The following is a 24,339-nucleotide window of genomic DNA, read 5'->3' as shown; positions in this document are numbered from 1 at the left end:
CATTAACAAGAATAATTTTTTACACTTTCAATATAGCACCTGTCATTTTTTAAGTCAATCATATTTATTCATTATTATTCTACTTTATTCATTTTTAATCATCTTTTAATATTATTGCCTTCTATTTAAATCAAAATTGAAGATAAGAACAAAAGTTCATGCAATATAAGATAATACTATCTTAGCTAATGATTCTAAAGAAAAATCTTTTTCATTTTTTAAACGAAGATGCACATTAGCTAGAAAACCCGAAATAATAAAATTAGCCAAAAAATACAATTCTTTATTATAATGAACATATTTAATTTTCAATCTTTCAAAAAATACCAGGAAATATTAATATGAATTTATTAAATGGAAAATGTGGTTTAGTTACCGGCGCAGGTAGCGGTATTGGTAGAGCTAGTGCTATCACTTTAGCAAAAGAAGGTGCGAAAGTAATGTTTTCTGATATTTTAGAAAGTGGTATTATAGAAACTGTAAAAATTATTGAAGAATCAGGAGGAATAGCACAATACTGTAGTTGTGATATTTCTAAAGAAGAGGATGTTAAAAAATTAATTGATGCAACTATATCATCTTTTGGAAAAATTGATTTTGCTCATAATAATGCAGGTATTTCAAACAATCCCTCTCCGCTAACAAATATTTCTAATGAAGAATTCGATAAAGTAATGAAAGTTGATGTTTATGGAACTTACTATTGTATTAAACATGAATTCTTAGCTATGAAAAAAACCGGTGGTTCTATTGTTAACACTGTTTCTGAAACAGGCATGACAAGCGTTGGAAATTTATTACCTTATGCTACAGCTAAAGCAGGTGTTATTAATATGACAAGAGCAGCGGCAATGGAAGGAGGACCATTAGGCATTAGAGTAAATTCAATTTCACCTGGAACTACGATGACTCCAACTCTTGAGTCTTATTTCCAAATGTTACCTGAGCAAGAATTAATAATGGCTTCTGGAGTACCAATGGGAAGATTATGTAAACCTGAGGAACAAGCTGATGCAGTTGTCTTTTTAATTTCAGATAAAGCGTCCATGATTACAGGTTTAAATTTATCTATTGATGGAGGAGCATTAGAAGGTCAATTTTCAAAGTGATTTTTTAATGATTATATTATCACGTAAACAAAAAGCTAAATGTTGAACGGCACTTTAATTAGTAGCTATTTATACAAATCTAATCAAATTAAATATAAAAGGCATAACAAGAAATATGAATGAATCTAAATCATATTAAATGTTATGCCTTTATGTTATTTTTGATAAAAAAAGAAAGGAAAAGCAGTTTCCTCTAACGCCAATCTTTGGAATACTGATTCCCCAACACACGTGTATGATAACATTATATTATGAAAATAACAATACCTTTACTCAAGATACCTACGATAATATTATTGATCAGACAGATCTTATGACCTTAAAATGCCCAGCTGTAAACATTCTGGATGTCTTATCAGACATGCAAGATATCCTAGAACTTTTAGAATGTCCAATTCTACGGTAACTATTAATATAGTCAGGGTCTTATGTAAAGAATCAGGCGGTTCGAAAACTCTAACTCGTTGATATACAAAGAATTTTCTTCCCGCTTTTTTTCTTACCCTCCCACTTTTTTCGGTAGTGTCAAAAATCTATATTAAATAGCGCAAATACACTACCTTCCAATTTATCTATATAAACAGTAAAATGATTACTGAGTATATCTTAGTAATCATCTTTTTTTCGTTTTATACTAAAAAAGATGAAATTCCTATGTCAATGTCATTAAGTTAAGATGATATTGTATAAAATAGAGATCTATTTATGTTAAGTTAAGGACAGACATATTTCTATGTTCTGTTCTTTTTTGTTTTATCCTAAATATTTGAGCTTGTTATCTTATGTTTGACGCACTTCAAAAGAACCTGTGTCCAGGCTCAAAAAATTTGTGATATCTAGAAAAAATATGTTAGAATAACTCTGTCAACTTGTTCTATTATTTAACGCCTTAGCAGATTGTCGTTTCATAGAACGTTGAACGTTTCTATCTGGCCTCGATGGGGTCAGATATTTTTTTATGTTTCTGATCAGGATGGATTCTTTTATTTGATTACGAAAATAATTTCTTATATTGGTCAATGCCGATCTTACATTGATATCGTATATGTACTTTGTCTTTTTTAGTTCCATCTTCTTTTTTATATTTTGAATGATCAAATTTGCATAGTTGTAAAACAAAATTGATGCATATATTTCCTGTTGTATATGCTGTCTTTTTCTACAATGGAAATAAAGCATGCCAACTGCGTGTTTGAGATAATAGAATGCAGTTTCTTCATTCCATCTAAGATGGTAAAGATCTTTGAAATCATCTAGTTTGAATTCATTCTCATCAAGATTGGAAACCAATGTTTCATATTTATCATCAGCTATTTTAAATCTTACGATTCCAAAACTAAGATTGTAGAAGGGATTACAGGCATCAAGACAATCAAAAACAGAAGTTGAAGGAACAAATACAAATTGATTGTTTTCAATACAATGAGCTATAAGATTATAACTTTCATAGCCTCTGTCAGCTGTAATAATCGAATTTTGAGGATAATTACGATGATTGATAAAATCAATCAGTGCATTTACTTCACTTTTTTTGGTTGGCAGATCAATTCTTGATTTCCAGAATACATGATTGATACAGTCATATAAGGCATTCATGTGATATTGACAAACAACAGAGTCCTGACCATAAGAAATTTGAGTATCATCCTGTAAAAAAGGCAGATTGATATCAGAGCCATCCTGTGCAAGAATATAGTAGCCATTTAATGTAGACAGATTATCAATGAAAGAAAGGAATCTTCTGTTGATAGATTTAAAAATTTCAGGATATAACAGATCTCGACGTTGAGAAACAGCAGATACTGATGGGATATCAGTTTCTGAAGAAGTAAAATAATCAGAAATTTCACCTGATAAAGAATGAGCCTGCAGACCAAAATAGATTTAATAAGGGTTTTAGGGGTAAGAATACGACTTCTGGTAAAATTAGAAACTGGATCAACGCAAAAACATCCAATAGACTCTACAGTAGAATCAATAACATCATCCAATCGACGAGAAATCCATTTTGGGGAATAGTAGGCAATTTTAGTATTTTTATTTGACATAGATAAGCTCCTTTGAAAAATACACCTACTAAAAAGGGCTTATAATGATTATAAAAAATATTCATTATAAGCCGCACAAAATCAAAATCATGTCAGTAGATAATAAAAAAAGAACTCCTATATTTTATTAAATATAGGAATTCTTATAAAAACGTCTTAACTTAATGACATTGCTCTGTATCCTTAACCATTTAAATATGCTGCACTCAATAAATCTTGTACAACCTCATTTTTACTTTTATATAATTGTTGTATTGTTCCTTTTTCTATGATTTTTCCATCATTTAAAACAAGAACCTGATGACAAAACTCATGAACCAATGAGAGATCATGACTAACGAAAAGAATAGCCATATGATATTTATAAACACATTGTTTTAATAATTCGATAATATCTCTTTGAATCACTTGATCGAGACTGCTGGTAATTTCATCACAAATAAGTAATTGGGGTTGTATAATCAATGCTCTAGCAATTGATATTCTTTGTAACTGTCCTCCGCTTAATTCATGAGGATATTTTCCCAAACAAGCCTCATCCATACTTACTTGTTCTAATATCTTTTTAATAGCAGTCATCACTTCTTTTTTATTTAAATGATAAAAATAATGATAAGGTTCATAAAGAAACTGTTTGATTTTCATTCGTGGCGAAAAGCTTTCAATTGGATTTTGAAGAATAAGTTGTATATCTTTACGACTCTTTTTAAAATCAACTGTTTTTCCTTGATATAATAAAGAACCTGAAGAAGGTTTTTCAATACCTGAAACAAGTCTTGCAAGGGTACTTTTTCCACATCCACTAACACCAATAATACCAACAACTTCACCTTCATCAATGCTAAAATCAAGATGATTTAAAACAGTCTTATCGTATTTTTTTGTAAGATCTTTAGCTTCAAATAAACGCATTATTCTTTTCCTTTCATAATAGTGACTTTGTATAGGGATGCTTAGGAGCATTAAAAAGAGTCTCTACATTTCCTTTTTCTACAATCATTCCATCTTTAATAACAACTATTTGATCTGCAATATAACGTGCTACTTGAATATTATGTGTTACAAACACAAAAGTTGTTTGTTTTTTTAGATTTAAAAGATAATCTAAAATTTGTTTTTGAATAACGACATCTAAACTGCTTGTCGGTTCATCAGCCAAAACAAGTGAAGGTTGTAAACATAATACTAAAGCAATCATCACTCTTTGAGCCATTCCTCCTGATAATTCAAAAGGATACTTGTTTAAAATAGTTTCTTCTAGCCCCATTTGTTTTAAATAATGAATAGCTATTTCTCTTGACTGTTTTTTAGAATATTTAAAATGAGTATGTAAACTTTCATAGAAATGTTCTTCAATATTTTGATAATCATCAAAATAAGTTAAAGGATTTTGAAAAATCATGCCTATTTTTTTTCCTCTATAACAATCTAAACCCTTTTCTAATAAATTATCTTCTTCAAATAAAATTTTACCCTCTATAATTTTTGCATCATCACTTAACAATCCCATTGTTGCTTTAAGTAATGTTGATTTTCCACTACCACTTTGACCGACAATAACTGTAATTTGATTTTTAGGAATCATTAAATCTATATGATGTAAAATTTCTTGTTCATTATAAGTCAATGTTAAATTTTGATAATTTAATATACTCATTTAAGATCAATATCCTTTGTAATCATATAATAATCAACCGGATGGCAAATAGCTCCTTTGACCTTAGAAGAAGTTACCGTATTTAAAGGAACATAAGAAACATAAATATTGGCAGCATCATCTAAAATCATTTCACTTGCTTGAATAGCAAGTTGTTGTCTTTGTTTTAAATCATAAGTTGTGGAAAATTGTTGAATCAAATTATCAAGATTTGAGTTTTTATAACGTCCTGTATTACTTGAACCCGTTGATAAATAACGTTGTTGAATAAAGATTTCTGGATCACCTGTAGGTGCACTTGAATCATTAGCCGAACATAAATCAAAAGTTCCTGCTGCTTTAATATCATTCACATTTTCAACTTGATTAAGTTTAATTTTAATACCAATCTTTTTTGCTTCACTTTGCATAGATTGCGCAATAATATTTGCATCTGCTGAACCATGATCCGCACTTTCATAATAATTTAAAATGATTTCTTGTCCATCTTTTTCTCTGATACCATCATTATTCGTATCAACATAGCCCGCTTCATCTAAAAGACGATTGGCTTCTTTTAAATTAAGACTATAGCCATTAGAAACATCTCCATAAGGTAATGCACTTGAATAAAGACCAGTTGCTTCTTTTCCACCAATCAATTTAACAATACTTTTACGATTTACACTATAAGATAAAGCTTTTCTAATCGTTAAATCACTTAAAAATGTTGTTTCATTATTCATATAAATAACATTTGTACGTGGCCCTAAAACTTCTAAAACCTGATAATCTTTATTATTTCTAAATAATTTTAAACTTGAATAATCAATCGTATTCGCAAGATCAACTTCACCCGATTGTAACGCTAAAACACGTGCATCAGAATCTGCCACTTGACTAAAATGAACATGGTCAAGTTTTGCTTTACCATCGTAATATTTTTTATTTTTGCTTGTATCGATTGTTTTTTCTGAAACAAAATCATCCACCACAAAAGGGCCGGTACAAAGAGGATGATTGGCAATATCTTCTTCACTTTGACTTGCATCATAAATAGTAAAGAGTGGTTCACAAAGATTATTTAAGATTGCCCCACTTGATTTATTTAAATAAAGATAAATATCTTGCCCCTTTGCTTCAACATGATTTAAATCAAAATAATCAATCGCTCTTGTATTTTTTTCAAAAGCTCTTTCTAAACATGATTTGACATTTTCTCCTGTTACTTTTTTACCATTTGAAAAAGTAATATCATCTTTTAAAGTTAATTTCCAAGTTGTATCATCAATTTGTTCATAGGATTTTGCTAGACTTGGTTCTACTTCATATTTTTCATTAAGTTTTAACAATGTTTCTCCTACACCAATGCGACTTAAAACCCAACCATCATAATTATTTGTCGGATCTAAAGATGTTGAAATCCAAAACATAGCAGCATTAAGTGTTTTACTTGATTCATTTTTGTTTGAATTAGAACATCCACATAAAGTTGTTAACATAAATAAACAAAGTAATAATTTTATTTTCTTCATAACTTCTCCTCATAATGTTTAGGATCTAAATAATCCCTTATATCTTCTGATAATAAATTAAAAATTAGCACACAAATAAATAAAACAAGTCCTGGAAAAAACATCATCCAAGGAGCCACTTGCATAAATTGTTTACTTTCATAAAGCATCGCTCCCCATTCTGGTTGCGGTGGTTGACTGGCAAGTCCTAAAAAGCTTAAACCTGCAAGTGAAATCATCATATTTCCAATATCTAAAAAAGCTGTTACAAGTATTTGTGATAAAATATTTGGTAATAAATAACGAATGACTCTTTGCAGTGTTGGTACGCCCGACATTTGGGCCATCACTAAATAATTCTTTTTCTTTTCTTGTTTGACAAGAGCTAGTGTCAATCTTGCATATTTTGTCCACCAAATAAGTGCTAAAGCAAATACTGTATTAAAGAGACCTGCCCCGACGATTCCTACTATTGTAATGGCAAAAATCGTATCAGGAAAAGCAAGTAATCCATTAATTATATTATTAAAAAAAGATTCAACTTTATCATTAGACAAGCCTGCCATTAAGCCAACAATCATTCCAATAAAAACAATTAAAAACAACATCAAAAAAGTCAAACCAAAAGAAGTTTTTGCACCACAAAGAATACGACTAAAAACATCTCTTCCTAATTTATCTGTACCAAAAATATGTAAGAAACTTGGTGGTTGTAAAGAAAAATCATAATTAACTTTTAAAGGATCATAAGGCGCTAAAAAAGAACCAAATAGAGCAATAAGTAATAATAAAACAGCAAGACCAATCTCAATTTTTAACTTTCTTTTCATTGAAACGCCTCCTTAATCGTGGATTTAATACTTGTTGAAAAATATCAACAAATAGATTAACAAAAACATAGATCAATGCCATATAAATTGCATAAGCTTGAATAATTGGATAATCACGATAACGAATAGCTTCTACAACCATGTTACCTAAACCTTGATATGAAAAAATCGTTTCAATAATTGCTGTTCCACCAAGTAAATGTCCAATAGAAAGACCTAATAAAGAAGAAAGTGTCGTAAAAACATGAGGTAAAACATGCTTTAATAAAATTTCTGATTGTTTCATTCCTCTTGCTTTGAGTCCAATAACATAATCTTGATTTAATTGTTCTAAAATAGCATTTTGAATCATTCTTGTATAAGAACAAATCAGCGGAAAACTTAAACAACAAACAGGTAAAACAAGACCTTTTAAACTACTTCCACTAATAACAGGAAACAATTGAATCTTTACTGAAAAAAGCAGAATTAAAAGAAGTGCTAACCAAAAATTAGGTAAAGATAAACCTAAAAAAGAGATATTTTTTAAAATAGAATTAATCAAACTATGACGATGAGTAGCACTATAAATTCCTAAAGGAATCGAAAAAGCTAAAACAACAACAAATGAAAACATCGCTAATTTTAAAGTATTTGGTAACTTTGATAACATTTGTTGATTCACATCTTGTCCATAATGATAAGAATAACCTAAATCACCATGAACAAAATCATTCAACCAGTCAACATAGCGAACAACAATATTTTTATCGAGACCCATTTCATGTCGTGTTTCATTTAAAACTTCCTCGCTAGGTGTAATTCCTTTAGATAAATAATACATTTCAGCACTATCACTAGGTGCCAGATCCGTCATCACAAAAGTAACAAGCGTTACCAAGAAAAGAACTGAAAATAATGATAAAATTCTTTTCATTATTTAATTGCGTGTATTAAGAATTGACGAATCAATTCTTTTCCTTCCTTTGTTTTTTCTTTAGAAAGTATTTGACTTTCAACTTGTTGAAAACCAATTTCTTTTAGAATTTCTATATCATATCGAGGACGTAAAACATAAGATAACTTTAATTCCTTAGCAATATTATCAATAATAGAAACATCAATACCTTCCATATGTTGATGGTCACTATGCCCTGACCTATTATAATCTCGATCTTGATAGTGATAATAATGATTACCATCAACATTTAAAAGATGCCCTTTATTTTTCAAGACTCTCAATATTTCCTTATAAGCTTGTACTGGCTTTTCTAAATTCCATGTCACATTACGTGTGATAACCAAATCAAAAGTTTCATCCTGAAAAGCTAAATTTTGAACATCCATTTTTTGAAATTCGACATTCGCTTTAAATTTACCTGCATTATTTCTTGCTTCCTCCAACATTTTGTCACTGTAATCAATACCGATAACTTGACATCCATAATTTGCAAGTAAGACAGAAAAAAAGCCTGGTCCACATCCTAAGTCTAATACTTTCATTCCTTTATTTATTTTCAAATAAAAATTTATTAATTCTATCCATTTTTCTTGATCATGTAAAAGTTCTTCTTGGTTATCCAAAGAATAACCAAAAGAACGTTGATTCCAATAATCTGCAATTTTATTTAACTGACTTGTCATAAATTCTCCTTTATTTAACAAGATGATATATTTCCTGTAAAGAACAGTGATGTTTTAACGCTAATTTTTTAGCACTTTCATATTCTGGATAACATCTTTTTTCACCATCAATTTCTACTTCTTTTACTTGAAGTTTTCCAAGTGGTGTTTCGATTTCTTTAATTTGTCTTTTTAAAACAGTTCTTTGTTCCTTACGATAACGAATACCAATAGTTGTTGTTTGCGTAAAAATCACTTTTTGTAAGAGACCCATCTTTTCTTCATTACAAACGACCGTCAAACGATAAGCTGGTCTATTTTTTTTCATAAAGATAGAAGTAAAGAAAACATCTAAAGCTCCTTGATCTAAAAGCTGTTCCATTACAAAACCAAGCATTTCTCCACTACAATCATCAATGTTGGTTTCCATGACTATAATTTCGTTTTTTTTTTAATTTCTCCAAGGGATACTTTTAAAACATTTGGAATTACCAAATCTTTTGTACCCGTTCCCCAACCTACTTTTTGAACATTCATAGCAGGCATTGTAGTAAATTCACTCGCAATTTCTGCGATGATTGCAGCACCTGTTGGTGTAACAAGTTCTGTATCTACATCAATTTGTCGAGTGATAGCATTACTTGCTGCAAAGATTTCAGATGTTGCAGGTACAGGGACAGAAATCATCCCATGTGCACATTCAATAAATCCATAACCATCATTAACGATACTACTATAAATAACATCCGGATTGATTTTACATAATAAAATCGCTGTTCCAATAATATCAACAATAGAGTCAATGGCTCCTACTTCATGAAAATGAACATTTTCTAAAGTTTCATTATGGACTTTGCTTTCAGCTTTGGCAACTCTTAAAAAGATACGTTTAGCAAGATCTTTTGCTTTTTCGTCAATTTCACTTTCATCAATAATTTTATTAACATCAAATAAATTACGATGTTCATGATGATGGTGATGAGCGTGTTCATGATGCAAGTGTTCATGCTCATGTTCATGATGATGTTCGTGTTCTAAATGAACATCAACATAAGTTCCTGTAATACCATTTTTCTTTTCTTTAGAAATATGAATATGATACCCATCCACATTTAATTTTTTTAATTCATTAACTAAATAATGAGGATCATCAATCAATTCAGATAACGCTCCTAAAGTCATATTTCCACTGATTCCACTACTACAATCAAAATATAATACTTTCACTATTTCTTTCCTCCTAAACAATTAATGGTATGAGCCATAAATCCTGCCCCAAATCCATTATCAATATTAACAACACTAACTCCACTCGCACAGCTATTAAGCATGGCAAGAAGAGCTGATAATCCATCAAAGTTAGCCCCATAACCAATGGATGTTGGTACGGCAATAACTGGTTTATCCACAAGTCCTCCAACAACGGAAGCGAGGGCCCCTTCCATTCCTGCACAAACAACTAAAACATTTGCCCTTTGAATAGTATCTAAACGATGAAACAAACGATGAATACCGGCAACACCCACATCGCTGACAAGTTCAACTTCATTACCTAAAAATTGAGCTGTAAGCATGGCTTCACGAGCAACTGGCAAGTCTGATGTTCCCGCACAAACAACAACAATTTTTCCTTTATTGATTTCTTTTTGATCTTCATCGATATAACAAATGTGCGATAAAGAATCATAAATCATTTGTGGAAATTCTTTTAAGATAGCTTCACTTTTTTCTTGGTCGACACGTGTAATTAAAATAGAATGGATATCATGGTCTAACATGTCTTTTACAATCCCAATGATTTGTTCCTTGGTTTTTCCAGCACCATAGATTACTTCATTATTTCCTGTTCTCTTTTTTCGATTATAATCAATCGTTGCATAATCTAAGGGTTGTTCAATCATTTTTTGAGCTTGTTCAATTGTTAGTTCATTATTTTTAACCTTTTGTAGAATTTCTAATGTTTTCAATATCATAACCCCCACTTCTAATTCCTTCTAAATCAAGTGTTACAAATCTAAATCCAAGATTTTTAATATTTTGAATCAATTCTTTATTTTCAATGATTTTCATAAAATCTTCTGGTTCAACTTCAAGACGTGCCACATCTCCATGTACTCTTAAACGTACATGAAGCATTCCTAAATCATGTAAATATTTTTCACCTGTTTCAACAAGTTTTAATTTTTCTAAAGTAAGCTCTGTATTGTAGTCAAAACGAGAAGCCAGACAGGCATTGGATGGTTTATTATAAGTAGCAATACCAAGCTGTTTAGAATAATCTCTAATTTCTTGTTTTGCTAAATTATTATTCGCTAAAGGCGAAATAATACCTAATTCTTCACAAGCTTTTAATCCTGGTCGATACACTTTTTCATCATCTTTATTTTTCCCATCTAAAACATAAGCAAAGTCATGTTCTTTAGCAACGGCAATAACTTTTGACATAATGTTTCTTTTACAATGATAACAACGATCTTTATGATTAAAATGAAAAGCTTCTACGTCTAATGGATTGACTGATAAAACCACATGATTTGAATCTTTTAATTGTTCAAGAGCACCTTCAATGTCTTCTTTTGACATCATTGCTCCTCGACATAAAACAGGTAAAACATTTTCTTTTCCTAATGTTTCAAGAGCTACATGGAATAAAAAGTTGGAATCAACACCCCCACTATAAGCAATCGCAACTTTTCCATAATTTCTTAATTCTTCTTGTAATAATTCTAATTTATTCATATAAATCTCCCTAAACTCCTCTATGACTTCTACTTAAAGGCTTCATTTAACATTGAAAAAAGTTATATTTATTATTTTACTCAAAAAAATATCGTATACATAAGTAGTTTATAGTTTCAACTATAATCGATACTTCATGTATACGATATCCTCTATTTTTCTAATTTTTCAATCATAACAACAAGGTCATCAATATATTCAGATATTGATTTTGATGCAACACCTACGACTTGAGCACTGCATTTAGAAACAGGAATAAAATATTTACGCGCTTCACTTTCTCCAATAGCTTTTGCCATAGCTGGTGTAATTTCACCATACATTGAATTTGCAAAAGCAACTCCAATCGGACCAACAACAATAGAGGCATGTTTAACATTATAAACAACAGCATTTTCCCCCGTTGCAATAATATCAGCACCACCCTTTTTTAGCTGTGTTGTTGCCATACTATTGGTTCCAACACCAATGATGGTATATTCTGGATGTTTTTCTTTTAAAACTTGTATAATATTTTTTCCAATTCCGCCACCTTGTCCATCAATAACAACAATTTCCATTTTCCCTCCTGATATATAATAAACTTCTTGTTTATTTTCGATTTCGTATCTCTATATCTTATTCATGAAAATAATCAGTAATTTCTTGCATATGTTTACTCTGTTGAACATGAAATGGACATCATTTATCACAATGGTGACAAACAATACAATCACTTGCTTTTAAAGCTAAATGATGATAATGATCTGTAGCAAGTTCATCTTTTAAACGAGCAAGATCATAATATTATTAATCAAGGTAGTGTCTAACCCTTTTGAACAAGGATGACAATGTTTATAATAAACAAATTGATTACAATTTTCTAATATTGGAAATATTCTTAAAATTGAATAATCTTTTTCTACATCAGATACTTCTAAATAACGAAGAGTACGTGTTAAATCATCATTTCTAATTCCTGGCAAAACTGTTAAAATAGACAGTTTATCTAAAGCATACTGCATATATTGAGTTTCTGTCAAGGCTTAATGAAATAGTGACTCATCTTCTTCTCAAAGTTTTCCTCCACAAAAGGCTTTCATTACAGTAGTACCTACGCCTTCTTTTTTAAGACAACGATATAAATCCATACGTTCATCAAATTCATCAATGGCGAAGTCTTCAAACTTCAAATCATAAGCCGAATCAATACTAAACATGTCAATATCTAAAACTTGATGAACAAGTTTTAGCGAATGTGATGATAAATCAATATGATAAATAATTGCTTTTTTTAATCTAATATATAATCTAAAGCACCATAATAGGTTTAAAATTCGTTGTCCAACCATACTCTTCTGATGAATATTCAACACCAAAATGAATTTGTAAGTAAATTTGATTACTTCTTGATTTACTTATTTTAAAGAACCTACCCCTAAACTAATAATATTTATTTCTTCATTTCTATGTAGCAATTTTCTATATTCCGTTATTTTTCAAAATGGCCTGCAACATCTTTTAAATATTGAATAATTGATAAATGTTGTGGACATACGCCTTCACATTGACCACATTCAACACAGTCACTGGCTTTACCAAATGTTTTTGTTAAGTTGTTGTAGTATTCTCCTTGTGGTGTCCATCCTTTTTCTTCTACTTCTTGTAAATCTGCATTATATAATGAGAAGTATTTTGGAATGGCAATATTCATAGGACAACCATCAACGCAATAAGCACATCCTGTACATGGGACAGTAATTGTTGAATTGATTGCAGTAACCGCTTTTTTAATTAAAGCATATTCTTCTTCATTTAATGGTTTAAAATTTTCCATATAACCTAAGTTATCTTCTAATTGTTCCATATTAGACATACCACTTAAAACCATCATAACGTTTTCTTGACTTGCTGCAAAACGAATAGCCCAAGAAGGAATTGACATATCCGGATGATATTCTTTAAACATCTTTTCAACTTCTTCTGGTACTTTCGCAAGTGTTCCACCTTTTACAGGTTCCATAACGATAACAGGTTTATGATGTTTTGTAGCTACTTCATAACATTTTCTTGATTGAACACCAACACTGTCCCAATCAAGATAGTTGATTTGTAATTGTACAAATTCAAATTCTGGGTGTTCTGTTAGAACTTGATCAAGCAATTCAGGACCATCATGATAAGAAAAACCAATAGTTTTAACTAAACCTTTTGCTTTTTTATCTTGTATCCAGTTAAAGCAATCTAATTCATTATAAACTTCAATACTATGTGTATTAATATCATGTAATAAATAATAATCAAAATATTCTACACCTGTTTTTGAAAGTTGTTCATTAAAGATATGATCACGATCTTCTTTTGTTTTAATAAAACCTGAATGTAATTTTGTTGCAAGTGTATAAGCATCTCTTGGGTAACGTGATACAAGTGCTTCTTTTGCTGCATTTTCACTTGCAAATCCACAATACATCCATGCAGTATCAAAATATGTAAAACCTTTTTCGATAAATGTGTCAACCATCTTTTTTGTTTGTTCAATATCAATTTTTGAAGCATCATTTGGATCTAACGATGGTAAACGCATTAAACCAAAACCTAATTTCTTTTGACTCATTTCCTTTTTCCTCCTATTTATTTTCCTTAAATTAGCCTTCAAGTAAGTATTCTTACCTTTTATTATTTTATCATTCTTGCATAGTTGAGGCAAATACCTCTTTTAAATAGCGCACTATGTCTTTTAAGCATGGAACAAATTAATCATCTATTTCAATAAGTTCATATTCTCTTGAACCATATCCAAGTGCTGAGGCTGCTTCAATGGTATGAATACCATGACGAGATTCAATTCTTTCAATTAAATGATCTCTTCCCTTATCATTAGAAGCATAAACTAAATCAATACATGCTTGATCAATAGCAATTGGATCCGTTGAAATTAAAATACCAATATCATCCATACATGGATCTTCTGCCACTGCACAACAATCACAATCAACAGACATATTTTTCATAACATTGATATAAACAATGTTTCCTTTAAAATATTCATGAACTGACTTAGCTGCATCCGCCATTGATTCTAAAAACAAATCATGATCAGCTGTCCAAATCTTTTCAGGTTCTCCTGCCCCATGAATATAAGCTTTTCCATAAGATGAAGCACAACCAATTGAAAGTTGTTTTAAAGCTCCGCCATAACCACCCATTGGATGTCCTTTAAAATGAGATAAAACAATCATTCCATCATAGTTTTTCATATCTTTTCCAACATAGTTTTTTTGAATCACTTTTCCTTCAGGAATATCTAGAATCATATCAGGACCTTCTGCATCCATTAAATCTACATCAAAATATTTAGACCATCCATGTTTTTCAATTGTTTTTAAATGTTTTTCAGTTGTATTTCTAGATCCTTCATAAGCTGTATTACACTCCACAACTGTTCCATTTAACTTATCAATAATTGGTCTCCAAAAATCAGGTTTTAAAAAGTTTTGATTTCCTTCTTCCCCTGAATGAAGTTTAACAGCAATCTTTCCTATTAATTCTTTTCCTAATACTTCATACATTTCTAAAACCTTTTCAGGTGTTATTATTCTTGTAAAATAAACTTTTGATTTCATAAGTAATCCTCCTTTCAAACAAACTATAAACCTAAAGTTGAGTTTAGAGTCAAGAGGATTTTTAATATTTTTTTAAAGTTTTCGTTCTCTTAAAATACCATAATAATTTCTATCAACACGTGTCCTTTTTCTACAAAACCACGCATTGAATAATAATCTTCCAAAGTTTCATTTCTACGTAAAGAATCTAATCTTAAATATTCTTTTCCTTTTTACCAGAAGAAGCAAAACGTATCTATGAAGATTTAGGTGAAATGTCGCCTGCAAATTATGTCTTACGTTTTGCTACTGGTTTTGATGGAATGATGATGGTTTTATCAGGAATGAATGATATGGCACAAATGCAAGATAACTTAAGTTTCATGAAAGATTTTCAACCATTATCTACAAAAGAACAAGAAGCAGTTAAACAAGTCACAGAAATCTTCAAAAGTAAAAACTTTATTCTATGTATTGCTTGTCGTTACTGTATGGAAAAATGCCCAAAGAACATTGCTATTCCAGATTGATTTGCCTGTTTAAACGCTAAAAAAGTTTATGGATATTGGAACAGTAATTACTACTACAGTTAAAAATGCAAAAGCAAGTGAATGTTTAAAATGTGGTTTATGTGAACAAATTTGTCCACAACATTTACATATTAGAGATTTACTTGTAGAAGTTGCTCAAACTTTTAAAAAAATCAAATAACCAAAAAGAGAAATCGTAACGATTTCTCTTTTTAGATAAGTTTTAAATATTTAAAAGCATTATATAAACCATCTTGATCTACATCATCCGTTACATAACTTGCTGCTTGTTTAACTTCATCATTTCCATTATCCATCGCTACAGAAAAACCACAAGCCTTAAACATTGGAATATCAACCACACCATCACCAAATGCAATAGCATCTTTAGGATCAACATTTAAATATTTTAATAAAAGATGAATTGAATTTTCTTTATCAAATTCTTTAGCACGCGTTGCTCCATATAAAGCAAGTTCACCTTTACCGCCCCATGTATCAACCGCCATATTTGAAAATTCTTCTTTAACATCTAAAAAATCTTGATAAGATTTTAAAACAAATGCTGTTTTATTAACATCATCTCTAAATAAATTTTTCCCACTAATCATATGTCTTGAAAGTGGTGGTAAAGGTTTATCTGAGTAATTTGCTTCTAATCCATAAGTATATTTATATCTTGTTAACCGTGATTTTTCTTCATAACCTTCGCTTAAAAACATTCCATCATTACATTCTAAACGGAAATCTAAATCTCTTTCATTACACCAATTTACAAAATGTGTACACTGTTCTAAAGTTAATGATTGATGAAAAATCACCTCATTATTATATTCAACATAGCAACCATTTCCATAGATAACACCATCAAAGTTTAAATCCATATCTCTTGCTTCTATTTCACAACGACTACAGCCTGTACAAATAATAATCTTGTGTCCATTCTTTTGTGCTTGTTCTACTGCTTTTTTAGCTGAAGCAGGTAATTTTGTTTTATAATCAATTAATGTTCCATCAACATCTAAAAATAAGTATTTCATATTCAATTTCCTTTCCTTATTTTATTTCAATGTATCTAGAAAAGAAAACGTATTCAATAAAATATGACATTAATTTTACAATCTTCCATTTTAATAAAAAACAAAAGGAATCCTTTAGATTCCTCTAGTACATCCTTGAGCCATTTTTTATATTACCGACGAGTCAAAACCGTCACTCGTCATCATAGGATGTTTTAAAATATTCATCTATATTATAAATATTTACAGATAAAAAACTATTACTTTATAATCATGTTCATACTATTTGATCAAAAAAGTTATTAAAGATATAAAAGAAAAAGACACTCACAATAATATTAAACATTTTATTAAGGACAAAGCTGTTCATGATAAAACAAATACATTAAAGAAAAGAAAATATGAAGAAAAAGAAATAGATGAGCGTGATTACCCTATTCAAAAAATTGAAGAAACACAAAGAACTGTTGCAATAGAAAGCTACTCAAGAACAAAAAGATCAGTTAAAGAAAAAAAAAGACAACGAAAACAATCCAAGTTAAAAGAACACCAATCAATAGTAGCTAATGAATTTTCTAAAATAAAATAGAAAATTTAATATTATAAAAACAAAATCTCAACCTAACATACAAAAAAACAACAAGATAAAGTTTAAATTAAAAAACAGTAATAAATCAAAAAAAAGTTTCTTGCCATCAAATAAAGATGATAATTTTTTTTCAATAAAGGAAACTCATAATAATAATTACAAAAATAGAATGAAATCTCATATGCTCAAACAACATAGATTAAAACTTAAAAATAGTCCTGTTGATTCAAAAATCAATCATAATGTCTTTTCTGCATCAAAAGTGATTAAAAAACCTTTACTTTTTTTATCTAAAACATTAAATGAATTATCGAAGCTATGGAGTTATGGAACAGGATTGATTTTGATCTTAGTTATATGTCTTTTTATTGGTGTTTTCGGAAGCCTTAGCAATAACAATAACATCAACACTGAAAACTCTCCTTTAAGTGCTGAAGTATTGGCATATGAAGGCATCATTACTCAATATGCTATTCAATATGGTATTGAAGAATATGTTCCAATTATAGAAGCTATTATGATGCAAGAATCTGGTGGTAAAGGAAATGATCCTATGCAAGCTGCTGAATGTGGATTTAATACAAAATATCCACACGTGCCAAATGGAATTGAAGATCCTGTTTATTCTATAGAGGTTGGTATTCAAAACTTTGCTAATTGTTTGGCTACAGCTAAAGTATTAAACATCAACGATAATAACAATCTTTATTTGGCACTACAAGGTTACAATTATGGAAAAGCATATATCACTTGGGCATACGATTTATTTGGATGTTATTCTAAAGCAAATGCTAAAGTTTATTCTGACAACAAGAAAAGTGAATTAAAAATAAAAGTATTTGGTGATCCTGAATACGTTGAACATGTTTTAAGATATTATCATTTTGGAAACAGTAATATTATTGAGATTGCAAAAAAAAATTGGAAATAAAGGTGGAGAAAAATACTGGAGATGGTACGGTTTTAATCAACGAGTAAATTGGTGTGCGATATTTGTGTCATGGTGTGCTAATGGAAGTGGCATCATTAATAATTCAATTCCAAGATTTTCTTTATGTACAGATGGAGAAAAATGGTATAAAGACCATAACAAATGGAAAAATAAATCATGCATACCTCAAACAGGTGATATTATCTTTTTTGATTGGAACGGTGATGGCCATGTTCAACATGTCGGAATCGTTGAAAAAGTAGAAAACGACAAGGTATGTACTATTGAAGGAAACAGCAAAGACGAGGTAAGAAATAAAAATTATTCTTTGACTAATAAGTCAATTTATGGTTATGGATCTATCAATTAAAAAGAAGCTATTTATATGTCACCCACTATCTAATAGAAAGTAGATGACAAATTAGCTTCTGGCTACACCCCCCAAGCCCCTGTAGAATGAATAACGCCAGTACTGGATATCAAAAATCCCGCACCGGCGTTATTTAAAATATTTTGTTTTTAATCTTCAACACTCTCTACTGAAACTTCTTTTTTCTTCCTAATGATGCCATTTTCCTTCCTTACGATCATTCACAAGGCCGCATCCTACCAATATCTTCATATGATGGGATAAAGTTGGCTGGGTAATTTCAAATCTTTCCAAAAGTTTACACCCGCACTTTTCTCCATTCGACAGCATCTGTACAATTTCCAGCCGGTTCGCATCGCCCAAAGCCTTGCATATCAAAGCCACATCCATTGCATTCATATTGATACCTCACATTGATCATTGTCTATGTTCAATATAATATATACATAGATATTTATCAATGTATGTGTTTTAAAAAAAGAGAATCAAGTTTTTGATTCTCTTCATACATTCATTATAGCTTTTATCATCCATTTTATTTGCCCCAAACAGCCGCTGCATTCGACCTTACAAGCAGTTCTTCCACAGGCAGACCAATCGGACAAATATCATGACAAGATAACGACTTCCCGCATCCCTCAAAATATTTCTTCTTATATTCAGCAGAAATCTCATTCAAATGAGTACTTTCCTGTTCTTCATTCAGAATCCTAAATGCGTTGACTGCAGCAACAGCGCCTGCGAAAGTCCCATTTGCAGAGAAGTTAGGACACACTTCAAGGCAGCAGCCACACATCAGACAGCGTGCCGACTGGTATCTCGGTTCATGTGTCCACGGATTCATATAAGCTTCACTTTCAAGCCAAAGGTTCAGTTTTTTCAAATTTTCAAACAGAATTGACCGGTCAACGATCAAATCTCTTACAAGCGGAAATTTGCTTAAAGGTTCCAAGGTGATTGTAGAACCTTTTAACGTATGTAGAAATGTAGAGCATGCCAGCCTCGGACGTTCGTTAATCAGCATGGCGCAAGCCCCACATTTTCGCACCATACAGCTACATTCCCAGCTGATGGGAGTAACTATATTCCCTGAATTATCTTTCAAAGGGGTTCTACTGTTCAATTCCTTTAGAACATTGGCAACAGAGCTGTTTTTGCTTCCGTCAAACTCAAATTCCTGCCAATAACTGTCTGATTTCTGACTCTCCTGCCGCCTGATTCTTATTTTATATACCAAGTGAATCACCGCCTTTCTGGAACAGGTACAAAGGAAATCTGTATCTGCTTTCCATCAAATCTGGCTACCGTCGTTTTAAGGTAATCATCGTCATTGCTCTTCGGATAATCCTCCCGCCAGTGTGCACCACGGCTTTCTTTTCTTGCAAGAGCACTCTTTAGAACTGCCATACCAAGCAATGGAAGATTTCCTGTCAGCGCTTGTACCGTTTGAATCCCATTTAACAATGTATTCTCATTTCTGACAACGCCCATAGTATCCTGCATCACTTTGTTTAATTGCTTTATTTCTGAAATTTGAGACGCTGGTGGAACATCTATCTGTGTCGCACAAGATAGATCTACTACATCTGCCTGTTCACATGCTGATTTTGCCGCAACACGTCCTCCGTATAACGCTCCTAACAGAGAATTTCCACCAAGACGGTTGGCACCATGATATTGGGCACAGCATTCTCCGGCAGCGTAAAGATTCTGAATCGGCGTTCTGTGCTGCTCATCCACCAGAATGCCTCCCATAAAATAGTGAATTCCCGGTAAAACAGACACCGGTTCCTTTCGTATATCTTTATGCAGATAGGTCATACAATCGTCTGCCAGACCAGATAGCTTATTTGAAATAATCTCCTCCGATATTTCTGTCATGTCAAGAAATACCTCTGATTCATGGCTGACCTTCCATATCTCTCTGGCGGTAATATCTCGTGGCATCAGATTTCCAAGCTCCGGGTATTTTTCCTCCATGAAATACCATTGTTTTCCATCTTTCATGGCAAACAACCTGCCACCTTCCCCTCTGGCCGCCTCGCTGATGAGCATGCGTTTTCCACCACATTTCACAGTTGTCGGATGGTACTGGATCATCTCGCCATTTGCCAGAGGAACACCAAGCCGGAACAATTCTGCGGTGACTTCTCCTATATTGCTCAGCGAACCCGTTGTATTTCCAAACAATCCGTGCATACCACCGGTGGCAACAATAACCGCATCCCCCGGTAATTCCACAGTCTCCTGACTGTATTCATCCCTGATTACGCAGCCACAACAAATATTGCCACACAGACGAAGTGTTAGGAAAGAATGATGGCTGAACCGTTCTACCATACCAGATGCTTCTTTCCTGCGAACAGCGTCTATCATAGCTGTCATGATCTGCTTCCCGGTATCGCTCTGTGCAAAAGCAGTCCGTTTCTTTTTCTGCCCGCCAAAATTCCGCAGATCCACATCATAATAGCCACTCATGTTAAATTTAACTCCAAGTTTTAGCATCCAGTGCACCAGCTCCGGTGCTGCCTGTGTCATTCCCCAAACTGCATTTGGATCTGCCAGACCACATGCTGCCTTTATTGTATCTGTAAAATGTTCTTCGGGACTGTCGTTTTCATCTTTTGTATTCAAAGCTGCGTTGATACCGCCCTCCGCCATAACAGACTGTGCCCGCTCTGACGGAAGGGAGGAAACCAGTTTTACATTGCATCCATTTTCCGCTGCCTGCAAAGCCGCTGAAAGTCCTGCCAGTCCAGCACCTATAATAATAATTGTCTTACTCATAGATATTGCCACCCAATATAATATAAAATAACCGCTCCCGCTATAAAAAGAAGAAGTACCGAAAGAATCAAATAAATATCGCTCCTTCGTTCTTTATAACTAATGATTCCCAGTGATACAAGCAATGGGCGTATATTGATAAAAATATGAACAAAGATTGCCGCTACGAACAAAAGCTGAGTTACCATCTTTACAGTTGTAAAAGGGAACAAAATATATGTCCCATTCTGCACCTTTCCAAACAAGCCAATATGGAATAACAGCAGAATCAGTATTGCCATCCCACTGGCTCGTCTCGCCCAAAATATGGCGTTCTGTTTCAGATACATTTTTCCTGATTGCTTCGCTGTCTGTAAACTCTGAACTGTCAGGATGACACCAATCACCGTATGCACAACAAGAATACCAACACCAATCCATGCAAGAAGTTTCCCTGCACTACTTCCAACTCCGTTTAGCATAAAGCTGCCCATGATTCCATGAATCATAAAAATGAGAAGCATTAAAAAAGACAAAATCGTATTCCATTTTCTCATAAATTCCCGCTCACCTCATTTCTTCGCTGTCCATGATCATATAATCCATCTGTGTTAGCGTTGTAACGTCAATAAAATCATCCGATGCCAGGAATACATCATACTTTCCACTTACCACTCTTGATAGCATCATTGTGTTACTGTACTCTTTCAGATCTACGGAAAAACCGGCCTGTTTCAACCTGTCACAGAGTTTCTTAGCATAACTGACAAGCGGATAATCCGTCTCAGATACATATAACCGAAAACTAATGTCCGTTTTCATGAGATCTGTTTCATTTGTTTCCAAATCGTCCAATGCCAATTCTTTTAATTTATTCCGTGTGTTCTCGTTATCGAGACCATCTGACATCATATTAATACCGAGAACATAAGAGCCTTCCAACTGTGCGGAGGCTTGAGACGCCTTTTTTGACTTCGGTGTTGCTCCTGTGACTGCATCAATCATAGAAGGCGGTGAATGTAAAATGACACCAAAACCTACAAGAAAAACAATCGTAACAACTAACAGAATCAGTTTTCGTTTCACATTTCCACCTCATTTCCTATTTTTTCAAAATTCTCATTGCGTTCAAAACAGCAATTATGGTAACGCCTACATCACCAAATACAGCTTCCCACATTCCCGCAATACCAAGAGCGCCAAGAATCAGGAACACACTCTTAATCCCAAGAGCAATCACTATATTCTGCATGACAATTTGTTTTGTCGCTTTTGCTACTTCAATCGCGTCCACCAGCTTAGACGGTTCATCTGTCATCAGAACTACATCTGCTGCTTCAATGGCCGCATCCGAACCAAGCCCACCCATTGCAATACCAACATCTGCACGGGCAAGGACAGGAGCGTCATTGATACCATCACCAACAAAAGCCAATTTGCTTCCCGGTCTCTTTTTACTATCTAAAAGCTCAACCTTTTCCACTTTTTGGTCAGGAAGCAGCTGTGCATAATATTTATCCAACTGCAATTCTTCTGCAACAGACTTACCAATTTTTTCATCATCACCGGTAAGCATGACTGTTTTTTCCACGCCGATATGTTTCAGGTCAGAAATTGCTTTTTTACTGTCCGGCTTCACTTCATCTGTTATCAAAATACATCCTGCATATTGACCATCTACAGCCAAATAAACTTTTGTACCTGCTTTTTCACAGGTTGTGTACTCTATACATTCTGTATCCATAAGTTTCGTATTGCCAGCAAAAACTTTCTTTTCCCCTGCCATTACACTGATTCCATATCCTGAAATTTCCTTATAATCAGAAATCACTGACTGATCAATTTCTTTTTCATAAACAGCAAGAATGGATTTTGCAATAGGATGGTTAGAAAAACTCTCTGCCTCTGCCGCATACTCCAGAACCTGTTCTTTTGAAAATCCATTTGCAGGCAAAATATCCGTCACATTGAAAACACCTTTTGTAAGTGTTCCGGTTTTATCGAACACAATAACGCTGACATTATTAAGTGCCTCTAAATAATTGCTTCCTTTTACAAGAACACCTCGTTTAGATGCTGCACCAATGCCGCCGAAGAAAGTCAGCGGAATTGAAATAACCAATGCACATGGACAAGATACCACAAGGAAAACAAATCCTCTGCGAATCCACTCTGTCCAGCCTCCGCCAAGAATGATCGGTGGCAGAATCGCCAGAAAAGCTGCTAAGATTACAACCACAGGTGTATAATAACGTGCAAATGTAGTAATAAAATTTTCTGTTGGTGCTTTTCGGCTTGACGCATTTTCCACAAGATCAATAATCTTTGAAGCCGTAGATTCACCAAATGCTTTTGTTGTCTTAATCATTAAGACACCTATCTGATTCATACAACCGGAAAGTGCTTCGTCTCCTTTATGAACACTTCTCGGAACTGATTCTCCTGTTAAGGCCCTTGTATCCAGCATAGAATCTCCATCCAATACCACACCGTCTAATGGAATTTTTTCACCAGGCTTTACAATAATAATCTCACCAATGGAGACATTTTCTGGAGATATGGTAATCAATTCCCCATTTCTTCTTACTGTTGCAGAATCTGGACGTATATCCATTAAGTCTGATATAGATTTTCTGGAACGCTTAACAGCCAATGACTGAAAAAATTCACCTACCTGATAGAATAGCATAACAGCAACTGCTTCTGGATATTCACCAATGACAAAAGCCCCAATCGTAGAAACACTCATCAAAAAATGTTCATCAAATACACGCCCCTTTGAAATGTTCCTCACAGCCTGCCATACAACATCTCCACCAAGAATAACATAAGAAACAATGAGAAAAGCTAACTCGATAGGCAGTGGCACTTTCGCAAAAACAGTCAATGCCATACCAATGGCATAGATTGCTGCACCAGTCGCTAAACGAACTGTCAACTTCTTATCCTCATTGTTATAGGATGTATTGGTATCCTGTTTTTTTGCAGGTATATAGTATTCCTGTGCAATTTCGGAAACTTCTACATCTGGCTCATGGCTGTGGACAATCGTTTCAATCTGACTGGCTATTG

General features: G+C 32.7%; 29 protein-coding genes. 6 read left to right on the top strand and 23 right to left on the bottom strand.

All coding sequences use genetic code 11. The features are described 5' to 3' along the window. The first annotated feature begins 341 nt into the window (after nucleotides 1-341). Nucleotides 342-1,109, top strand: coding sequence for an SDR family NAD(P)-dependent oxidoreductase (locus tag HUU89_RS01785; protein WP_175300844.1), 768 nt, complete (start codon nucleotides 342-344; stop codon nucleotides 1,107-1,109). An 864-nt stretch (nucleotides 1,110-1,973) separates the two neighbouring features. On the opposite strand, the gene HUU89_RS01780 is transcribed toward HUU89_RS01785, so the two are convergent. The 16 genes from HUU89_RS01780 to HUU89_RS01710 all read right to left on the bottom strand — a co-directional run bounded on the left by HUU89_RS01780 (nucleotide 1,974) and on the right by HUU89_RS01710 (nucleotide 15,083). Then, nucleotides 1,974-2,801, bottom strand: a complete 828-nt coding sequence (locus HUU89_RS01780; RefSeq protein ID WP_317992318.1) for a transposase — start codon at nucleotides 2,799-2,801, stop codon at nucleotides 1,974-1,976. Between the two features lie 539 nt (nucleotides 2,802-3,340). Further along, nucleotides 3,341-4,069: an ABC transporter ATP-binding protein gene (locus HUU89_RS01775; RefSeq protein WP_175300843.1), complete on the bottom strand. Its 729-nt coding sequence runs from the start codon at nucleotides 4,067-4,069 to the stop codon at nucleotides 3,341-3,343. A gap of 13 nt (nucleotides 4,070-4,082) precedes the next feature. Beyond that, entirely contained in the window at nucleotides 4,083-4,814 is a 732-nt protein-coding gene (locus HUU89_RS01770; RefSeq protein WP_147580059.1) for an ABC transporter ATP-binding protein, read from the bottom strand. After that, entirely contained in the window at nucleotides 4,811-6,328 is a 1,518-nt protein-coding gene (locus HUU89_RS01765) for an ABC transporter substrate-binding protein (RefSeq protein WP_175300842.1), read from the bottom strand. The genes HUU89_RS01770 and HUU89_RS01765 overlap by 4 nt, the downstream gene beginning before the upstream one ends. Then, nucleotides 6,325-7,137 (bottom strand): ABC transporter permease, encoded by an 813-nt coding sequence (locus HUU89_RS01760; protein WP_175300841.1) that lies wholly within the window; start codon nucleotides 7,135-7,137, stop codon nucleotides 6,325-6,327. Before HUU89_RS01760 ends, HUU89_RS01765 begins: the two co-directional genes overlap by 4 nt. After that, nucleotides 7,115-8,053, bottom strand: coding sequence for an ABC transporter permease (locus HUU89_RS01755; RefSeq protein ID WP_175300840.1), 939 nt, complete (start codon nucleotides 8,051-8,053; stop codon nucleotides 7,115-7,117). The genes HUU89_RS01760 and HUU89_RS01755 overlap by 23 nt, the downstream gene beginning before the upstream one ends. Next, complete coding sequence (locus HUU89_RS01750; protein ID WP_175300839.1) at nucleotides 8,053-8,760, bottom strand: class I SAM-dependent methyltransferase; 708 nt, start codon at nucleotides 8,758-8,760, stop codon at nucleotides 8,053-8,055. Before HUU89_RS01750 ends, HUU89_RS01755 begins: the two co-directional genes overlap by 1 nt. Before the next feature lie 10 nt (nucleotides 8,761-8,770). After that, nucleotides 8,771-9,169 (bottom strand): nickel insertion protein, encoded by a 399-nt coding sequence (gene larC, locus HUU89_RS15390; RefSeq protein ID WP_254697676.1) that lies wholly within the window; start codon nucleotides 9,167-9,169, stop codon nucleotides 8,771-8,773. A 2-nt stretch (nucleotides 9,170-9,171) separates the two neighbouring features. Beyond that, nucleotides 9,172-9,966 (bottom strand): LarC family nickel insertion protein, encoded by a 795-nt coding sequence (locus tag HUU89_RS15385; protein ID WP_411897120.1) that lies wholly within the window; start codon nucleotides 9,964-9,966, stop codon nucleotides 9,172-9,174. Then, nucleotides 9,966-10,706: a nickel pincer cofactor biosynthesis protein LarB gene (larB, locus tag HUU89_RS01740; protein WP_175300838.1), complete on the bottom strand. Its 741-nt coding sequence runs from the start codon at nucleotides 10,704-10,706 to the stop codon at nucleotides 9,966-9,968. The genes HUU89_RS15385 and larB overlap by 1 nt, the downstream gene beginning before the upstream one ends. Continuing rightward, nucleotides 10,675-11,478 carry an ATP-dependent sacrificial sulfur transferase LarE gene (gene larE / locus HUU89_RS01735; protein ID WP_175300837.1) on the bottom strand — a complete coding sequence of 268 codons (804 nt, stop codon included), beginning with the start codon at nucleotides 11,476-11,478 and terminating at the stop codon, nucleotides 10,675-10,677. The genes larB and larE overlap by 32 nt, the downstream gene beginning before the upstream one ends. 152 nt (nucleotides 11,479-11,630) lie before the next feature. After that, nucleotides 11,631-12,038, bottom strand: a complete 408-nt coding sequence (locus HUU89_RS01730; RefSeq protein WP_022001580.1) for a DUF3842 family protein — start codon at nucleotides 12,036-12,038, stop codon at nucleotides 11,631-11,633. Between the two features lie 204 nt (nucleotides 12,039-12,242). Continuing rightward, complete coding sequence (locus tag HUU89_RS01725) at nucleotides 12,243-12,500, bottom strand: hypothetical protein (protein WP_175300836.1); 258 nt, start codon at nucleotides 12,498-12,500, stop codon at nucleotides 12,243-12,245. Nucleotides 12,501-12,530: 30 nt separating this feature from the next. Further along, nucleotides 12,531-12,809 carry a hypothetical protein gene (locus HUU89_RS01720; RefSeq protein ID WP_175300835.1) on the bottom strand — a complete coding sequence of 93 codons (279 nt, stop codon included), beginning with the start codon at nucleotides 12,807-12,809 and terminating at the stop codon, nucleotides 12,531-12,533. Between the two features lie 140 nt (nucleotides 12,810-12,949). Then, the gene (locus tag HUU89_RS01715; protein WP_032089969.1) at nucleotides 12,950-14,074 is read right to left on the bottom strand and encodes an aldo/keto reductase; all 1,125 of its coding nucleotides are present in this window, start codon (nucleotides 14,072-14,074) and stop codon (nucleotides 12,950-12,952) included. A gap of 139 nt (nucleotides 14,075-14,213) precedes the next feature. Beyond that, nucleotides 14,214-15,083, bottom strand: a complete 870-nt coding sequence (locus HUU89_RS01710; RefSeq protein WP_175300834.1) for a DUF362 domain-containing protein — start codon at nucleotides 15,081-15,083, stop codon at nucleotides 14,214-14,216. A gap of 254 nt (nucleotides 15,084-15,337) precedes the next feature. On the opposite strand from HUU89_RS01710, the gene HUU89_RS01705 reads away from it, so the two are divergent. Next, nucleotides 15,338-15,592: a 4Fe-4S dicluster domain-containing protein gene (locus tag HUU89_RS01705; protein ID WP_175300833.1), complete on the top strand. Its 255-nt coding sequence runs from the start codon at nucleotides 15,338-15,340 to the stop codon at nucleotides 15,590-15,592. Nucleotides 15,593-15,620: 28 nt separating this feature from the next. Next, nucleotides 15,621-15,773 (top strand): 4Fe-4S dicluster domain-containing protein, encoded by a 153-nt coding sequence (locus tag HUU89_RS01700; RefSeq protein ID WP_175300832.1) that lies wholly within the window; start codon nucleotides 15,621-15,623, stop codon nucleotides 15,771-15,773. Nucleotides 15,774-15,804: 31 nt separating this feature from the next. Here HUU89_RS01700 and HUU89_RS01695 read toward each other — a convergent pair whose 3' ends face one another. Continuing rightward, nucleotides 15,805-16,632 carry an HAD family hydrolase gene (locus tag HUU89_RS01695; RefSeq protein WP_175300831.1) on the bottom strand — a complete coding sequence of 276 codons (828 nt, stop codon included), beginning with the start codon at nucleotides 16,630-16,632 and terminating at the stop codon, nucleotides 15,805-15,807. Between the two features lie 265 nt (nucleotides 16,633-16,897). On the opposite strand from HUU89_RS01695, the gene HUU89_RS01690 reads away from it, so the two are divergent. The 3 genes from HUU89_RS01690 (at nucleotide 16,898) to HUU89_RS01680 (ending at nucleotide 18,501) form a co-directional block, all read left to right on the top strand. Next, a complete protein-coding gene (locus tag HUU89_RS01690) occupies nucleotides 16,898-17,200 on the top strand; it encodes a hypothetical protein (RefSeq protein ID WP_175300830.1) in 303 nt (100 codons plus the stop codon). A gap of 181 nt (nucleotides 17,201-17,381) precedes the next feature. Next, nucleotides 17,382-18,131: a lysozyme family protein gene (locus HUU89_RS01685; RefSeq protein WP_175300829.1), complete on the top strand. Its 750-nt coding sequence runs from the start codon at nucleotides 17,382-17,384 to the stop codon at nucleotides 18,129-18,131. After that, nucleotides 18,109-18,501 carry a CHAP domain-containing protein gene (locus HUU89_RS01680; RefSeq protein ID WP_175300828.1) on the top strand — a complete coding sequence of 131 codons (393 nt, stop codon included), beginning with the start codon at nucleotides 18,109-18,111 and terminating at the stop codon, nucleotides 18,499-18,501. Before HUU89_RS01685 ends, HUU89_RS01680 begins: the two co-directional genes overlap by 23 nt. A 189-nt stretch (nucleotides 18,502-18,690) precedes the next feature. Here the strand turns inward: HUU89_RS01680 and HUU89_RS01675 are convergent, their stop codons facing one another. The 6 genes from HUU89_RS01675 to HUU89_RS01650 form a co-directional block, all read right to left on the bottom strand. Next, nucleotides 18,691-18,900 carry an ArsR/SmtB family transcription factor gene (locus tag HUU89_RS01675; RefSeq protein ID WP_175300827.1) on the bottom strand — a complete coding sequence of 70 codons (210 nt, stop codon included), beginning with the start codon at nucleotides 18,898-18,900 and terminating at the stop codon, nucleotides 18,691-18,693. Between the two features lie 136 nt (nucleotides 18,901-19,036). Continuing rightward, nucleotides 19,037-19,747: a succinate dehydrogenase/fumarate reductase iron-sulfur subunit gene (locus tag HUU89_RS01670; RefSeq protein WP_009203877.1), complete on the bottom strand. Its 711-nt coding sequence runs from the start codon at nucleotides 19,745-19,747 to the stop codon at nucleotides 19,037-19,039. Next, nucleotides 19,744-21,288: an FAD-dependent oxidoreductase gene (locus tag HUU89_RS01665; protein WP_175300826.1), complete on the bottom strand. Its 1,545-nt coding sequence runs from the start codon at nucleotides 21,286-21,288 to the stop codon at nucleotides 19,744-19,746. The genes HUU89_RS01670 and HUU89_RS01665 overlap by 4 nt, the downstream gene beginning before the upstream one ends. Continuing rightward, a complete protein-coding gene (locus HUU89_RS01660; protein ID WP_175300825.1) occupies nucleotides 21,285-21,824 on the bottom strand; it encodes a pilus assembly protein PilX in 540 nt (179 codons plus the stop codon). Before HUU89_RS01660 ends, HUU89_RS01665 begins: the two co-directional genes overlap by 4 nt. Before the next feature lie 10 nt (nucleotides 21,825-21,834). Further along, entirely contained in the window at nucleotides 21,835-22,353 is a 519-nt protein-coding gene (locus HUU89_RS01655; RefSeq protein WP_175300824.1) for a DUF6921 family protein, read from the bottom strand. A gap of 16 nt (nucleotides 22,354-22,369) precedes the next feature. Next, entirely contained in the window at nucleotides 22,370-24,160 is a 1,791-nt protein-coding gene (locus HUU89_RS01650; protein WP_217498405.1) for a heavy metal translocating P-type ATPase, read from the bottom strand. Nucleotides 24,161-24,339 lie beyond the last annotated feature (179 nt).

It is taken from the genome of Faecalibacillus sp. H12 (assembly GCF_013361255.1).
GTDB classification, from domain to species: Bacteria; Bacillota_I; Bacilli_A; order Erysipelotrichales; family Coprobacillaceae; genus Faecalibacillus; species Faecalibacillus intestinalis.
This window is presented reverse-complemented; position numbering and strand designations above follow the sequence as displayed.

Bases quoted from the DNA above. Each gene is read 5' to 3' on its own strand.
- HUU89_RS01770 (WP_147580059.1), bottom strand. From the start codon at position 4,814: ATGAGTATATTAAATTATCAAAATTTAACATTGACTTATAATGAACAA.
- HUU89_RS01685 (WP_175300829.1), top strand. From the start codon at position 17,382: ATGCTCAAACAACATAGATTAAAACTTAAAAATAGTCCTGTTGATTCA.
- HUU89_RS01710 (WP_175300834.1), bottom strand. From the start codon at position 15,083: ATGAAATCAAAAGTTTATTTTACAAGAATAATAACACCTGAAAAGGTT.
- HUU89_RS01720 (WP_175300835.1), bottom strand. From the start codon at position 12,809: ATGGTTGGACAACGAATTTTAAACCTATTATGGTGCTTTAGATTATAT.
- HUU89_RS01760 (WP_175300841.1), bottom strand. From the start codon at position 7,137: ATGAAAAGAAAGTTAAAAATTGAGATTGGTCTTGCTGTTTTATTATTA.
- larC (WP_254697676.1), bottom strand. From the start codon at position 9,169: ATGGAAACCAACATTGATGATTGTAGTGGAGAAATGCTTGGTTTTGTA.
- HUU89_RS01665 (WP_175300826.1), bottom strand. From the start codon at position 21,288: ATGAGTAAGACAATTATTATTATAGGTGCTGGACTGGCAGGACTTTCA.
- larE (WP_175300837.1), bottom strand. From the start codon at position 11,478: ATGAATAAATTAGAATTATTACAAGAAGAATTAAGAAATTATGGAAAA.
- HUU89_RS01755 (WP_175300840.1), bottom strand. From the start codon at position 8,053: ATGAAAAGAATTTTATCATTATTTTCAGTTCTTTTCTTGGTAACGCTT.
- HUU89_RS01650 (WP_217498405.1), bottom strand. From the start codon at position 24,160: ATGGCATTGACTGTTTTTGCGAAAGTGCCACTGCCTATCGAGTTAGCT.
- HUU89_RS01765 (WP_175300842.1), bottom strand. From the start codon at position 6,328: ATGAAGAAAATAAAATTATTACTTTGTTTATTTATGTTAACAACTTTA.
- HUU89_RS01660 (WP_175300825.1), bottom strand. From the start codon at position 21,824: ATGAGAAAATGGAATACGATTTTGTCTTTTTTAATGCTTCTCATTTTT.
- HUU89_RS01715 (WP_032089969.1), bottom strand. From the start codon at position 14,074: ATGAGTCAAAAGAAATTAGGTTTTGGTTTAATGCGTTTACCATCGTTA.
- HUU89_RS01730 (WP_022001580.1), bottom strand. From the start codon at position 12,038: ATGGAAATTGTTGTTATTGATGGACAAGGTGGCGGAATTGGAAAAAAT.
- HUU89_RS01775 (WP_175300843.1), bottom strand. From the start codon at position 4,069: ATGCGTTTATTTGAAGCTAAAGATCTTACAAAAAAATACGATAAGACT.
- HUU89_RS01785 (WP_175300844.1), top strand. From the start codon at position 342: ATGAATTTATTAAATGGAAAATGTGGTTTAGTTACCGGCGCAGGTAGC.
- HUU89_RS01695 (WP_175300831.1), bottom strand. From the start codon at position 16,632: ATGAAATACTTATTTTTAGATGTTGATGGAACATTAATTGATTATAAA.
- HUU89_RS01700 (WP_175300832.1), top strand. From the start codon at position 15,621: ATGGATATTGGAACAGTAATTACTACTACAGTTAAAAATGCAAAAGCA.
- HUU89_RS01705 (WP_175300833.1), top strand. From the start codon at position 15,338: ATGTCGCCTGCAAATTATGTCTTACGTTTTGCTACTGGTTTTGATGGA.
- HUU89_RS01675 (WP_175300827.1), bottom strand. From the start codon at position 18,900: ATGAATGCAATGGATGTGGCTTTGATATGCAAGGCTTTGGGCGATGCG.
- HUU89_RS01750 (WP_175300839.1), bottom strand. From the start codon at position 8,760: ATGACAAGTCAGTTAAATAAAATTGCAGATTATTGGAATCAACGTTCT.